The following is a 12,361-nucleotide window of genomic DNA, read 5'->3' as shown; positions in this document are numbered from 1 at the left end:
CGGATTTGCATGTGCACATTAGTATCGCCGATACCTTGGTATTGGTGGACCCACCAGACCGAGACGTGTGTACCTACCAGAGCTCGCCTGTCAGGAACTGCGCGCTGCCCATGCCGAACGACCAGTCCTCGTCCGAGTTGATATGCAGAGAGACCATCACGTCAGATGGCGCCACGTCGCAGCGAGCCTGGAGCGCACGCGTGAGGCTTGAATAGAAGGCCACCTTGGCATCTCGAGACCTCGGGCGGCTGGTTATTTCGAGCAGTAGGAACTTCTCGGTCCGGGTGATGTCGAGCCCAGTGTCAAGCGCGCGAATATTCGACGCCTCGTGCTCTTGAAGGATCTGGTATCTGTCTCTCCGCGGAGCTCCGAAAGTCTCCACGACGACGTCGTGAATGGTATCAAGCAACACGTCGACCTCCTGTGGCGAACGACCTTTCAGGATATGGATTTTGACGAGGGGCATTGGTGTCTCCAAAATTGCCGAAAACAGTGTCGCTGAGAACTGTCCTCCTGCTCCGGGGCCAAGGCTATTGCACGATGGTATTTCCGACGCCTCGACGGGACGGAGAAGCGATGGCGGATCCTTGCCGCAGCACCAGGCACGCCGGCTGGCTGGGATGAACCCACTTCGCTCACAGGGTGCTCCGCATCCTGTTTGCCGAACTGAGAGCTTCCAGTTGGATCAGGCCGGCAGCGAAAAACGCACACGCCGCCGGTGATCACCGGCGGCGTGCATATTCTTCCTCTGGAATAGCGTGAGGTCAGGCTTTGCCTTCAGCCTTCCTCTTCCGGTATTGGACGGTTGGAAGGCCGCCCCAGCCCCAGTTGTCCAAGTCGACTTCCTCGATCACCACGTAAGTCGACTCGAGCGGCTTGTTGAGGACGTGGAGCATGACCTGGCTGACGCCAGCGATGATTGCGGCTTTCTCCTCGGGAGTCACCGACGCGCGATCTGGGGTCGTGCCCTCACGGGTTACTTGCACGGTGACTATGGGCATTTGCTATTCTCCTTGTTCGATGACTTCGTCGATCTGCTAGGCGGCCATTGCAGCGAGGTGCTTCTCAAGTTCGTCGACATGCGCATACCCAGCGCCGACCTTGCTGAGAGTTCCAGCCTTGTTCAAGAACAAGGTCGGGAAGCTTGAAACACCCATTGCTCGCACCGTCGCGAAGTCCGTTGCGGCTTCTTCGATCGTGCTACGCTTATTCCATTCTGCCAGGAATTCCTCCGAGCTGACGGGATGACCTAGTTCAGCGAGCGCGCGAGAACCGGTCTCAGCCAGTGTGGCTCCGTCCGTCGTGTCGAGCGCGTCGACGTAGAAGGCATGCTGGAATGCCCGGAAGACGCTCAGAAGATCGGCTTCCGGCTTAAGTATGCGGGCGGTCACCACCGCACGGCACACGGGTTCGGTGTCGTAGACGAAGCCCTGTCTGGCAAGAAGGCCTTCTCGGTTGAACGGTACGCCGCTGGCTTCCTCGACCTTGCCCCAGTGGTGCAGTCTGAACTGTTTGCCCGCGTCATCGAGAACGTCGGTCGCGCCCGCGCGCAATCCACCGAGGAGGATCTTCAGGGATAGGTCCGGACGCCGCTCGAGCAGCAGCCCCATCTGTTTGCCGAATCCATAGCACCACGAGCACATCGGATCGGCGGCTAGTACAAGTTCCATTGTCTTTCCTTTCACTCGCATGCAGAACGCAGCGTATCCACGCCACGCGCCCGCGTGATATTCGAGACCTACCAGCGGCCGGCGTTCTGGCCACCGTCGACATGGAGGATCTCTCCAGTGACGAAGCTTGCGTCTTCGAGGTAGATCACCGCGTCGACAATGTCGCTGATCTCGCCCATGTGGCCGACGGGATGCAGCGCGGAGAGGAATTCGTGGGTCTCTGGAGCATGCATCGGGGTCTTGATGATGCCAGGAGACACGGCATTCACCCGGACGCCCGTCTTGGCGAACTCGATCGCCAGTTCCTTCGTCACGGCGTTAAGACCGCCCTTCGTGAGCGAAGCAAGGGCCGTGGGGACGCTCGACACCGGCTGGTTTACGAGGCTGGTCGTGATGCTGACAATGTGGCCGGAGCCCTGCTTGAGCATCTCCCTCGCAGCCCGCTGCGTAATGTGGAAGAAGCCCGAAACGTTCACGCCGAAGTTCAGATCATAATCTTCCTGAGTGAAGTCGACGAACGGTTTGGCAGTGAAGACGCCGGCATTGTTCACCAACGTGTCGATCCGACCAAAACGGTCAATCGCCTCGCGGACGACGCGCTCTGCGGTCTCGGAGTTGGAGATGTCGCCCGCCACGGCATGTACGCCATCGTCGGACCCTTGTTTGATTGAACGCGAGGTGGCGACGACGTGGTAGTCCCGCGCGCGGTAGGCTCGAACCAGGCCTTCACCAATGCCTTGCGATGCACCGGTGATGACGGCGACCATCTGCTGATTGCTCATGATATCATCCTTTCAATTGCATCGGTCCTTGTCGGGCCGCCCGTCGCCTCGGCGTCGGTGCTATTGATTTAGATGCTGTCGACCATCGGGAGAATTGCCAGGCAGCGGCAGTCAGTGAACCGTTTTTCGGCATAATTGTTAGCGCGCTCGTCGGCGGCCCGTGGACCAGCTCGCTATCCCCACACCGCCTTAGTTAGCTCCTTCGTAAATGCGGTATCTCCCTTGCGCCCAGGAAGGCGGGTCGTGATCTCCTGAACAGTCCACTCGTTTCCATCCGGGTCATGAAAAATGAAATACGATGGGTAGCTTTTCCGCTCCGAATTCAGTCCAGCCGTGATGCCCACGCCGTTGGAATGATGGAAAATTCCGCCGACGTCATGAAATGGCTCGCTCGTTTCGACGCCTTGAGATAGGAGATCGCTCGGTGCTGCCGGCAGATCCGAAACGACCAGGTGCAATCCCCGCGATGAACCAGAGGGGGCCGTAATTATATTCTGCCCGAATATCACGGAGCATCCAGATCCAGGCGGAGTGAACTGCACGATGCGGTAGTCGTCGCCTTGAAAATCAATATCGAAACGCCATCCGAGAGCTGCATAAAAAAGTTTGCTTCGGTCGACGTCGGCGACGGCGATCACCGCAAGCTCGAGTGTCATCGCAACTCCCGAGAGGGACTGCGGGGCTTCCTTGCTGGATGGTCTCAGTTCGCTATCCACATCAGTGCTCCTTTGAGATGGTCGCCGACGGATCCTAAAAGTGGCGACACGCGTCCCAAGCTTATGAACTCGCACCACGCCTGCCCTTGCACTTAGGTATCGACGCTTGGAAGCGGCCAGAACGCCGTGGGTTGGATGTACGACACCATCGTACCGTAGCCCCGTTGAGCCGAGGGATTTATCATAAGCCTCCTCGCTTAGCGCCAAAGGGCTGCGACGAGACCCACGCCGCACCGCAAGAACAGGCGAGACAAATTTCAAATACGAAAATAATAGCCGAACCGTCCGAGCCTCCACTCAGCACCGCAGGAGAACTGCACGAACGAGGCAGACACCTCGGCCTATCGATCGTTGGTTGCAGGCGGCGGGCAACTTCGGACGCGAGTACGGTTTTCCCGATCCCACCGGGTCCCGTAAGGGTTACAATCCGATCGGCCGACATGACCGTCACAATATGAGAAATTGCAGCCTGACGGCCGATGAGCTCGGACGCCGCCACAGCGCTTTGGTCGCCGTATTGAATAACGGCACCGAATTCGATCCCAATTTGCATCTACATATTTCGGGTATGGGCCGGCGACTACAACGGTTCACCTCAGCGCACGACTTGCTAAGCGGCGCCCAATCTGGACGCTTCAACTCTATCCTCGTTGACGCCAGTATGGCCGATCTGCCGGTCTGAGATCTAGCGCGATTGATTTGCTCTTACGCCGTGCACTGCCCAATCATCGTTGTCACCCCTCGTAACAGTCCGGCCACCTCTGTTGTCACAACGAGATTTCGGGTGAGCTTCCTCCCCAAGCAGGACGATCCCGCGGTGGCTGCAGAAGAAGTCAACACATCTATCCTTGCGTTCAACGAGGCGAACCGTTTGGAGGCCAATTTTCTGACGCTGACACCGCGAGAACGTCAAGTGATGAAGTTCGTGGTAGAAGGCTTGCTGAACAAGCAGGTGGCGTTCAAGTTGAATATTAGCGAGATCACCGTCAAGGCTCATCGTGGCCGGCTCATGCGGAAGATGAACGCCAGAACACTTCCCGACCTTTTGTATATAGCCGCAAGACTCGGCCCCGCGTCAGGCTCCGCCCCGAACGAACTGCCGGCGTTCTGAGGCGCCGCCCGCGCCTACATGTTTGTGCACTCCCGTAGCTGACCCAACACCATTGGACAGTAGCGCATTTCTATCGCCTGTCTGAAATGGACTCGCAGGGCCAGTCGTGCGGTAGGCTCAACAAGCGATCTTTGGAGACACAGCCATGAGCAACTCAAATAATGCGACCTGGACACGCCGCTCCTTTGGCGGAGTGGCACTCGGGCTGACGGCCGCAGGATTCCTCGCAGGGCGCGTCGAAGGTGCCGAGCAAAGCAAAAGGCCGGTACGGCACGAGGGTGTGGGCCTGGTTGCCGACAAGCGTACCGACGCCGGAGACCTGAATGTCGGATACGCCCAGCTCGGTCCTGAAGACGGCTCACCCGTTATGCTGTTCCATGGCTGGCCCTACGATATCAACGCCTTCGCCGAGGTGGCGCCTTTGCTCGCGGAGCGTGGTCATCGTGTGATCGTGCCACATCTGCGCGGATACGGCAGCACTAGGTTCCTGTCCGATGACACTATGCGGAACGGCCAACAGTCGGCGCTTGCTGTCGACGCCATCAAGCTGATGGACGCCTTGAAGATTGAAAAGGCGACGATCGCCGGGTTCGACTGGGGTGCGCGGACCGCCGACATCGTCGCAGCGCTCTGGCCAGAACGATGCAGGGGTTTGGTATCCGTCAGCGGCTATCTCATAGGGAACCAAGCTGCTGGAAGGGCGCCCCTGCCCCCAGCCGCGGAGGTTCAGTGGTGGTATCAGTTCTACTTCGCCACGGACCGCGGTCGCGACGGCTATGAAAAATATACGAACGACTTCGCCAAGCTGATCTGGCGCCTCGCCTCGCCGCAGTGGAAGTTCGACGACGCGACCTTCGATCGGAGTGCAGAAGCATTTGCCAATCCCGATCACGTCTCGATCGTCATTCATAACTACCGCTGGCGGCTGGGCCTGACGGAAGGTGAAAAACGCTTCGACGAATTCGAAACCAGGCTTGCAGCCGGTCCCGAGATCCATGTGCCGACGATCACGATGGAGGGCGACGCCAACGGAGCGCCTCATCCGGATCCCAACGCCTACGCCGCAAAGTTCAAGGCGAGATACGAACACCGTCTCTCAGTGGGCGGGATCGGCCACAATTTGCCGCAGGAGGCGCCCGAGGCGTTCGCCAAGGCGGTAAGAGATGTCGATTCCTGGGCGTGAGCAACCGGGTCCCGACACGCTCAATTATCGAAAAAATCGATGATCTCCATGCGAAAAACCACACTGGCGAGGCATCGCCTAGTCGTGAGATGGGAAGCGCTTCCGCCGGGAAGGCGTCAGAACGCCGTGGCTCCGGGTGCGAGCTCCTTGAAAGGATTCAACTTTGGAAATCGGTATCGATAGTTTTGCGATGCTCCTGCCCGACCCTGACACGGGTCGCCTGCAGTCGGCCGTCGATCGCATGGAGAGCGTACTTTCCGAGGTGGAGCTGGCGGACCAGGTCGGTCTGGACGTCTTCGGAATGGGCGAACACCACAGGGAAAACGCGCTTGATTCCGCGCCCGCCGTGATACTTGCCGCAGCAGCGGCGCGCACCAAGTCGATAAGGCTGACGAGCGCCGTCGCCGTCCTTAGCGCCTCCGATCCCGTCCGGCTTTTCCAGGAGTTCGCAACGCTGGACCTGATATCCCGTGGACGAGCGGAGATCGTGGTCGGTCGTGGCTCTTCCGTGGAGGCCTATCCCCTGTTCGGCTTCGACCTGAGGGAATACGATGCGCTGTTTGCGGAAAAGCTGGACTTACTGCTCAAGATCAGGGAGCAGCCCAACGTCAAGTGGCAGGGCCGGTTTCGTCCTGCGATCAATGGCGAGGGTGTCTTCCCTCGTCCGCATCAGCACAAATTGCCAATCTGGCTTGGCGTTGGCGGCACGCCCGAATCCTTCGTCCGCGCAGGAACTCTCGGTCTCCCGCTGATGGTGGCCATCATCGGAGGGAGCTTCGAGCGCTTTCTGCCCCTGGTCGAGCTCTATCGTCGAGCATGGCTCGTCGCCGGGCATCCCGCTGAAAACCATCGGTTAGGCGTCCACGCTCTTGGCTTTGTCGGAGAGACCGACGAGGCCGCAAAGAAAGCGTTTTTCCCCGGCTGGTTCCAAATGTTCACGGACGCCGGAAGAGAGCGCGGCTGGCCGCCGCCGACGCAGGCTCAGTTCGAGCATATGTGCGGGCCGGGTGGCGCGTTCCTCGTCGGCAGCCCGCAGACGGTGGCTGCCAAGATATCCCATGTTAACAAAACGTTGAGAGGAATTTCTCGCATCACCTTTCAGATGAGCACGGCCGCGCTCGACGCGGAATCGATGCGTCGTTCGATCGAGCTGCTGGGAACCGACGTCGCGCCTTTGGTACGGGGACAGCGTCGCGACTAGCGGGTGCGCGTCGCGAAGAGCGCCGACGTATGCCGGCGCCCCATCTCTTCAGCCGAAGATCAGTTTCTGATAGGCAGCCAGCATCTGCGGATCCTCGACGGAACCATGATGGTGAAGCTGTCGCCAACCGCCGTCCTTGCGTACAAACCACCGGGTCGTCCGGAAGGCGACATCAAGCGTCTCTGTCGCCGTCTGACATACTCCGCGTTCGCGGCCGACGAACAGATGCCACTCGTCGCCGCCCTGGCTCGTGAAGTCGTGGAAAGTAACTTGGACCTTCGTTTTTCCCTTGAAGAGCGTTGAATACCCGTCGGCGATCTGGTCCCAACCGCGGCGGATGCCGCCGATCGGGTTGTCCATGCTGGGATCCGGGCCGTCGAGCCAGACCTGTTTCAGCCCCTTGAGATCGCCAGCGTTGAAGGCCCGATAGAATCGTATCAGAGCATCCAAGGCGCATCCATCGTTATGCGCCGTCTCGCCACCGTTAACTTCTGTGAGATGCCGGTCCATCAATTTTCTCCGTACTTCCTCGAAGGTGCCTGACGCACTTGGAATACATGTAGCTCTCCTCGTACCGGCGAACTTGGTCTTATCTCTTGATCAGGGCAGCATGCGCAATCGATACCAACCCTTCAATTGTACGATGGTGTCGAGCATAAATTTGGAGATACGCGACGATCGCGCCGGAGAAGATAGAAGCGCGTGACTTTCAAGTGGGACGGACCGAGCGCCCTACAGTCCTCGCATTCCGCTCGCTTGGAAACAGCAGGATCATCGCAACATAGATCGCGGCGCCGACTACGAGCGCGATGCTGGCGACGGCAAGCGCGAGATCGAACCCGACGTCTACATTCACCACATGCCTCATGATCACTCCTACGGCAGGCGGCCCCATGATCTGTCCGATCGCGAACACCGCCGTCAGCAGTCCCATGTAACGCGCGTGGTGGCTCGATCTGATCCGCCTAACTTCGTTCATGGCGAAGAAGCTGATCGCAGTGAACGGCAGCCCTACGAGAACGCTGCTGAGGGCAAGACCGAAAGCGTCCTGCCAGATAACCGACAGCCCCACCCCGACCGCCTGCACGAGGTATGCGGCAATCAGATGGAGCCGCACGTCGGCGCTATGCGGAACGCGCGCCGCCAGCAGCGATCCCACGACTGCCGCGACCCCGAAAAGCGGCCAGAAGACGGTGAGCAAGGGTGAACCAGGAATGCTGTTCTTCGCGATCACCGGAAGATAGGTCGCCGTGACGATGTAGCCGAAGCCGGCCAGCCCGTATGCGATCGCAAAAAGAGGCATTTCCGATTTCGGCACCTTGCCGGAGGCGCGCGTCGGCGCCCCCACCGAATAGGCGTCGGATGGCTTCGCGCTCTCGCTAAAGGTCTTCCAGATGATCCCGCTGATCGTGGCGGAGATCGCGGCGAATATCAGCCAGGCGGTGTGGCCGGACAGCCCGAGAATGCTCATCCCGCTGGCGGCCAGCCCGGACACGGCGATGCCTGCACCGGGTCCCGTGAATATGGCGCTTCCGATCGAGCTGCCAGTTCCCGAAAGCTGGGCGAGACACCAACCGGAGGTGAAGACCAATCCGATCGCCGAAGCGACGCCCGCCAAGAACCGAAGAGCGACCCAGGCCTCGGCATAGGGCGCAAGCATCAGAGCCGTAAGCAGAACCGTGGCCACCAGTGTCAGGCGTATGACGAAGGTATGGTCCCACCTCTTGGGTACTGCCATCGCCGCCAATGCACCGACCAGGTAGCCGACGTAGTTGGCAGTCGCGAGTCTTCCGGCTCGCGAAAGATCAAGGACGCCGTCGTGTAGCATCATCGGCAGAATTGGAGTGAATGCGAACCGACCGACGCCCATGGCGATGGCGAGGGACGCCGATCCAGCGAGCACGACCACATATGGGCTGGGGCTGTGTTTAGACATGACGCTGTCCTTTGTTCGATTGGAGATATGTCGCCACGAATTCGCGCGACGGCTGCTCCCCTTCAGGTAGATTGGTCGAGGTCTGGGTGAACCGTCAGTCTGCGGCAGGCTGTCTGCCGGGATCCGGAAGGATCTGCGGGATGCCGTCAGGTAGGACTGCGGCGTGCGATAACGTCCAATGCGGACTGGTAGAGCTTTCGCGTCAATTCCTCGGCACCAACTTTTATAGCAAGACGGGAGGCCTGCCCCGACCAGAGGTTCGTGAAATCGTTCCTCGACTCCGCCTCGGCTTTTGCTCTGATGGGAACGAGAGCTCCTCCAGCAGTTGGAAATGCAGGCACGGCATCTGAGATTGGACCTAGATCGCGCATCAGACGGTTTACGATGCCTCTCGCTGGACGGCCGGTAAAAACGTTCGTTATCGCGGTGCTGTCGTCTCGGGCCGAAGCCAGCGCCTCTGCCTGAACTGCGGGAATTCTCGCCTCAGGGCAGAACAGATAGGCTGTCCCGACCTGGACGGCGGAAGCTCCGAGCATCAGGGCGGCGGCGACACCTCTCCCGTCGGCGATCCCGCCGGCGGCGATGACCGGCACCCGCACCGCGTCGACCACCTGGGGCAGGAGCGCCAAGATTCCAACCTGTGTCGTCATGTCCTGGCTCAAAAAATTCCCGCGATGTCCGCCGGCTTCGAAACCCATGGCGATGACTGCGTCGACGCCGTATTTTTCGAGCCAGACGGCCTCGGCCACGGTCGTGGCAGATGATATGATCTTCGCGCCTGTCGCCTTCACACGCTCGACGAGTGACTTTTCGGGCAGCCCGAAATGAAAGCTCACGATCTGCGGTTTCAACTCCTCGACCACCTCGCAAAACGAAGAGTCGAATGGTGCACGGCCCGCCGCGGCGATCGGCGCGGCGGGGTCAATTCCTTCGTCTACGAAGTAGGGCGCGAGCAGAGCTCTCCATCGCATCTGCGCTGCCAGATCTTCGGCGGGGGTTACATGTGAAAAGAAGTTCACGTTCACAGGCGCGTGGGTAGCGCCGCGGATCTCATGGAGGGCCTGACGCAGCCCCTCGACGTTTAACTGAGCGCTTGGCAGAGACCCCAGACCGCCGGCCTTGGCTGCGGCGACGACCATTTCGACCGTCGTGGCTCCGGCCATCGGCGCCTGGATGATGGGAAGCTCGATTCCAAACAGGTCGAGAATTCGGCGATCCGGCCAGCGGGTCATGTGGACTCCTTGTCATGCGTGACGTTGCAACGCTGATACCTTCGGCCACGACCCGCGTCTATTGGACCTTGATGTCCTGAAGAGCGACCCAATCCGAAGGTATCGGGAACACCTTGGTACAATATCGGGTCCCGATTTTCGGCGCGATTGTCGTGGCAGAGCGGACGACGGCGCGACCGCCGGGAAGCTCCCGGCCGATCGCTGGATCAACGCATCACACGAGGAACAAAGCGACCGACCGCCACCTGGCGGACGAAGGGTACCCGCGTCGCCACAACGGAGGCAGGCATGAGCGTGCATAAGACTGTTATCATCACAGGCGCGTCGCAAGGGATTGGAGCCGGACTCGTCAAGAGGTTCCTGGACAAGGGCTGGAACGTCGTCGGAACCTCTCGGAACATCAGCGAGAGCACGCTTTTCGACCGTGCGGGGCGACTGGAACTGATCAGCGGCGACGTCGCGGATCCCAAAACCGCCGAGCGGGCGGCGGCGGCGGCGATTGAGCAGTTCGGCTCGATCGACGCACTCGTGAACAATGCCGGAGTGTTCTTCACCAAACCGTTCCTCGAATACACTATTGACGATTTCCGGCGCCTGTGCGCGACGAACGTCGAGGGATTCCTCCATTTCACGCAGCGCGCGATCGGACAAATGCTGCGCCAGAAGTCCGGCGGGAGCGTCGTGACGATCACGTCGTCGCTGACGGACCATCCGATTGCCGGCGTGACCGCGTCACTTCCTATGGCTACCAAGGGCGGCCTCAACGCCGTCACGAAGAGCCTGGCGCTGGAGTTCGCCAAGGACAACATCCGCGTCAACGCCCTGTCTCCGGGGGTGGTCGACACTCCTCTCCATGCGAAAAACCCGCGGTCCTTCCTCGAATCCTTGTCGCCGATGGGGACTATCACGGCGGTTCAGGAGATCGTCGACGGCGTTGTCTATCTGACGGAATCCTCCAACATCACCGGGGAGGTGCTGCACGTCGACAACGGCGCACATCTGGGCAAATGGTAGTCGCGAGCGCTGAGGCGCGCATCAAGGAACTGGCGATAAGCCTCCCGAAGGCGCCCACGCCATTCGGCGCGTATGTCGAAGCGTTCCAAAGCGGCTCGCTGCTTTTCCTAAGCGGCATGCTACCGGTCGCCGGACATTTGCCACTCTATACGGGCCTCGTCGGCCGCGAGCTGTCCGTCGCCGAAGGCTACGACGCGGCGCGAGCGGCCTGCCTTAGTGGTCTAGCCGCCGCGCTGTCGCAGCTAGGAACGCTGGACAGGATCCGATCGGTCGCCAAGCTGGGAGTTTACATCGCCTGCCCCGCCGATTTCCATGAACACCCCAAAGTCGCCGATGGAGCGTCAGAGCTGTTGCTCGACGTATTCGGTCCCGCCCGGCTCCCTCCCCGTGTCGTCCTCGGCGTTTCCAGCATACCGCTTGGAATGCCCGTCGAGGTCGAACTGGTCTTCGAGATCGGGCCAGCGTTCGCCTCACAAACTCAAGAACGGAGCCAAGTATGAAGTTCAGACAACCAACCAGGACAAGCGCCATCGCGATGTCGTCGAAAGCCCTTACCGCTGCGGCGCTACTGCTGCTTCCAGCGCTCGCCCTTTCCGGTCAGACGAAGGTCGCCGAGAAAGTGGATCGTGCTGCAGAGGTCAAGGCCGACCCAGGTCGGGAACATGCACAGATCAAGGTGGACAAGCGGACGCCCGCCTACTGGCGCGTCACCTTCGACAACCCGCCCTTCAACATCTTCGGACCGGAGACGATCCCTCAGATGGAGAAAGTGGTGGCCGAAATCGAGAGCGATCCTAATCTTCGAGTCGTCGTCTTCGACAGCGCTGTGCCGGGGTTCTTCCTCACCCACTACAACTTTACGCCGCCTCTCGCCGAATCCACCAGGCTCCCTTCTGGCCCGACCGGTTTGCACCCCCTGCCCGACATGCTGGTCCGTATCAGCAAGTCGCCAGTCGTCTCGATCGCGCTGATCCGCGGCCGCGCGACGGGGGTCGGAAGCGAGCTTGCTCTCGCCAGCGACATGCGCTTCGCGAGCCGTCAGAAAGCAATTCTCTCTCAGTGGGAGGTCGGCGCGGCACTCGTCCCCGGCGGCGGCCCGATGGCAAGGCTGCCGCGGCTGATGGGGCGCGGTCGAGCGCTGGAGGTCCTGCTTGGCTCCGACGACATCAATGGCGATCTCGCTGAGAGGTACGGATACGTTAATCGCGCCTTCGACGACGACAAGCTCGATCCGTTCGTGGACGCTCTCGCCACCCGGATCTCTGGCTTCGACCGCCAGGCGATCGCCGACACCAAACGCCTGGTCGACTTCGCGAGCCTTCCGAGCGACCCAGAGATCGCCGCAGGCTGGGACGCGTTCATTACGTCGGTCCAGCGTCCGGCGGCGCAGAAGAACATCGGACGCCTGATGGACATGGGCCTGCAGAAGGACCCGGACATCGAGGCCAGGCTCGGACACTACACGCAAACTCTGGCCGACGAGTAGGCCGAGGCGGTGCCCGCGCAAGGACTCGGC

15 protein-coding genes are annotated in these 12,361 nt (G+C 60.5%); 6 read left to right on the top strand and 9 right to left on the bottom strand.

Annotated elements, in window-relative coordinates:
* Positions 1–73: 73 nt before the first annotated feature.
* The 6 genes from K6N12_RS26295 to K6N12_RS35025 all read right to left on the bottom strand — a co-directional run bounded on the left by K6N12_RS26295 (position 74) and on the right by K6N12_RS35025 (position 3,686).
* Positions 74–466, bottom strand: coding sequence for a tautomerase family protein (locus K6N12_RS26295; RefSeq protein WP_131711460.1), 393 nt, complete (start codon positions 464–466; stop codon positions 74–76).
* A 298-nt stretch (positions 467–764) separates the two neighbouring features.
* Positions 765–1,001 carry a tautomerase family protein gene (locus K6N12_RS26290; RefSeq protein WP_131711459.1) on the bottom strand — a complete coding sequence of 79 codons (237 nt, stop codon included), beginning with the start codon at positions 999–1,001 and terminating at the stop codon, positions 765–767.
* 36 nt (positions 1,002–1,037) lie between these two features.
* Positions 1,038–1,670, bottom strand: a complete 633-nt coding sequence (locus K6N12_RS26285) for a DsbA family protein (protein WP_222135057.1) — start codon at positions 1,668–1,670, stop codon at positions 1,038–1,040.
* Between the two features lie 68 nt (positions 1,671–1,738).
* Positions 1,739–2,452, bottom strand: a complete 714-nt coding sequence (locus tag K6N12_RS26280) for an SDR family NAD(P)-dependent oxidoreductase (RefSeq protein WP_131711457.1) — start codon at positions 2,450–2,452, stop codon at positions 1,739–1,741.
* 173 nt (positions 2,453–2,625) lie between these two features.
* On the bottom strand, positions 2,626–3,108 hold the full coding sequence (locus tag K6N12_RS26275; RefSeq protein WP_246645623.1) for a VOC family protein: 483 nt from the start codon (positions 3,106–3,108) through the stop codon (positions 2,626–2,628).
* Between the two features lie 401 nt (positions 3,109–3,509).
* Positions 3,510–3,686 carry an H-X9-DG-CTERM domain-containing protein gene (locus K6N12_RS35025; protein ID WP_425517728.1) on the bottom strand — a complete coding sequence of 59 codons (177 nt, stop codon included), beginning with the start codon at positions 3,684–3,686 and terminating at the stop codon, positions 3,510–3,512.
* Positions 3,687–3,952: 266 nt separating this feature from the next.
* Here K6N12_RS35025 and K6N12_RS34285 point away from each other — a divergent pair, with 266 nt between their 5' ends.
* The 3 genes from K6N12_RS34285 (at position 3,953) to K6N12_RS26255 (ending at position 6,663) form a co-directional block, all read left to right on the top strand.
* Positions 3,953–4,279: a response regulator transcription factor gene (locus K6N12_RS34285; RefSeq protein WP_239620668.1), complete on the top strand. Its 327-nt coding sequence runs from the start codon at positions 3,953–3,955 to the stop codon at positions 4,277–4,279.
* Positions 4,280–4,424: 145 nt separating this feature from the next.
* The gene (locus K6N12_RS26260) at positions 4,425–5,462 is read left to right on the top strand and encodes an alpha/beta fold hydrolase (protein ID WP_131711455.1); all 1,038 of its coding nucleotides are present in this window, start codon (positions 4,425–4,427) and stop codon (positions 5,460–5,462) included.
* Positions 5,463–5,625: 163 nt separating this feature from the next.
* A complete protein-coding gene (locus K6N12_RS26255; RefSeq protein WP_222149011.1) occupies positions 5,626–6,663 on the top strand; it encodes an LLM class flavin-dependent oxidoreductase in 1,038 nt (345 codons plus the stop codon).
* A 48-nt stretch (positions 6,664–6,711) separates the two neighbouring features.
* Here the strand turns inward: K6N12_RS26255 and K6N12_RS26250 are convergent, their stop codons facing one another.
* From K6N12_RS26250 to K6N12_RS26240, 3 genes are all read right to left on the bottom strand, one after another.
* Complete coding sequence (locus K6N12_RS26250) at positions 6,712–7,173, bottom strand: YybH family protein (protein WP_131711453.1); 462 nt, start codon at positions 7,171–7,173, stop codon at positions 6,712–6,714.
* Positions 7,174–7,372: 199 nt separating this feature from the next.
* Positions 7,373–8,572 carry a YbfB/YjiJ family MFS transporter gene (locus K6N12_RS26245; protein ID WP_343228886.1) on the bottom strand — a complete coding sequence of 400 codons (1,200 nt, stop codon included), beginning with the start codon at positions 8,570–8,572 and terminating at the stop codon, positions 7,373–7,375.
* A 173-nt stretch (positions 8,573–8,745) separates the two neighbouring features.
* Entirely contained in the window at positions 8,746–9,831 is a 1,086-nt protein-coding gene (locus K6N12_RS26240; RefSeq protein ID WP_131711451.1) for an NAD(P)H-dependent flavin oxidoreductase, read from the bottom strand.
* Positions 9,832–10,119: 288 nt separating this feature from the next.
* Between K6N12_RS26240 and K6N12_RS26235 the strand changes: the two genes are divergently transcribed.
* Genes K6N12_RS26235 through K6N12_RS26225 form a run of 3 tightly spaced genes read left to right on the top strand, consistent with a single transcriptional unit; the run spans position 10,120 to position 12,331 of the window.
* A complete protein-coding gene (locus K6N12_RS26235; RefSeq protein WP_131711450.1) occupies positions 10,120–10,845 on the top strand; it encodes an SDR family NAD(P)-dependent oxidoreductase in 726 nt (241 codons plus the stop codon).
* A complete protein-coding gene (locus K6N12_RS26230; protein WP_131711449.1) occupies positions 10,839–11,345 on the top strand; it encodes a RidA family protein in 507 nt (168 codons plus the stop codon). Before K6N12_RS26235 ends, K6N12_RS26230 begins: the two co-directional genes overlap by 7 nt.
* Positions 11,342–12,331, top strand: a complete 990-nt coding sequence (locus K6N12_RS26225) for an enoyl-CoA hydratase/isomerase family protein (protein WP_222149010.1) — start codon at positions 11,342–11,344, stop codon at positions 12,329–12,331. The genes K6N12_RS26230 and K6N12_RS26225 overlap by 4 nt, the downstream gene beginning before the upstream one ends.
* Positions 12,332–12,361 lie beyond the last annotated feature (30 nt).

This window comes from Rhizobium redzepovicii (assembly GCF_019793435.1).
Lineage (GTDB): Bacteria > Pseudomonadota > Alphaproteobacteria > Rhizobiales > Rhizobiaceae > Rhizobium > Rhizobium redzepovicii.
This window is presented reverse-complemented; position numbering and strand designations above follow the sequence as displayed.

What these genes read in the sequence shown, in the direction of transcription:
- K6N12_RS26295 (WP_131711460.1), bottom strand. Translation starts at nt 466, where the DNA reads ATGCCCCTCGTCAAAATCCATATCCTGAAAGGTCGTTCGCCACAGGAG.
- K6N12_RS26290 (WP_131711459.1), bottom strand. Translation starts at nt 1,001, where the DNA reads ATGCCCATAGTCACCGTGCAAGTAACCCGTGAGGGCACGACCCCAGAT.
- K6N12_RS26285 (WP_222135057.1), bottom strand. Translation starts at nt 1,670, where the DNA reads ATGGAACTTGTACTAGCCGCCGATCCGATGTGCTCGTGGTGCTATGGA.
- K6N12_RS26280 (WP_131711457.1), bottom strand. Translation starts at nt 2,452, where the DNA reads ATGAGCAATCAGCAGATGGTCGCCGTCATCACCGGTGCATCGCAAGGC.
- K6N12_RS26275 (WP_246645623.1), bottom strand. Translation starts at nt 3,108, where the DNA reads ATGACACTCGAGCTTGCGGTGATCGCCGTCGCCGACGTCGACCGAAGC.
- K6N12_RS26260 (WP_131711455.1), top strand. Translation starts at nt 4,425, where the DNA reads ATGAGCAACTCAAATAATGCGACCTGGACACGCCGCTCCTTTGGCGGA.
- K6N12_RS26250 (WP_131711453.1), bottom strand. Translation starts at nt 7,173, where the DNA reads ATGGACCGGCATCTCACAGAAGTTAACGGTGGCGAGACGGCGCATAAC.
- K6N12_RS26240 (WP_131711451.1), bottom strand. Translation starts at nt 9,831, where the DNA reads ATGACCCGCTGGCCGGATCGCCGAATTCTCGACCTGTTTGGAATCGAG.
- K6N12_RS26235 (WP_131711450.1), top strand. Translation starts at nt 10,120, where the DNA reads ATGAGCGTGCATAAGACTGTTATCATCACAGGCGCGTCGCAAGGGATT.
- K6N12_RS26230 (WP_131711449.1), top strand. Translation starts at nt 10,839, where the DNA reads ATGGTAGTCGCGAGCGCTGAGGCGCGCATCAAGGAACTGGCGATAAGC.
- K6N12_RS26225 (WP_222149010.1), top strand. Translation starts at nt 11,342, where the DNA reads ATGAAGTTCAGACAACCAACCAGGACAAGCGCCATCGCGATGTCGTCG.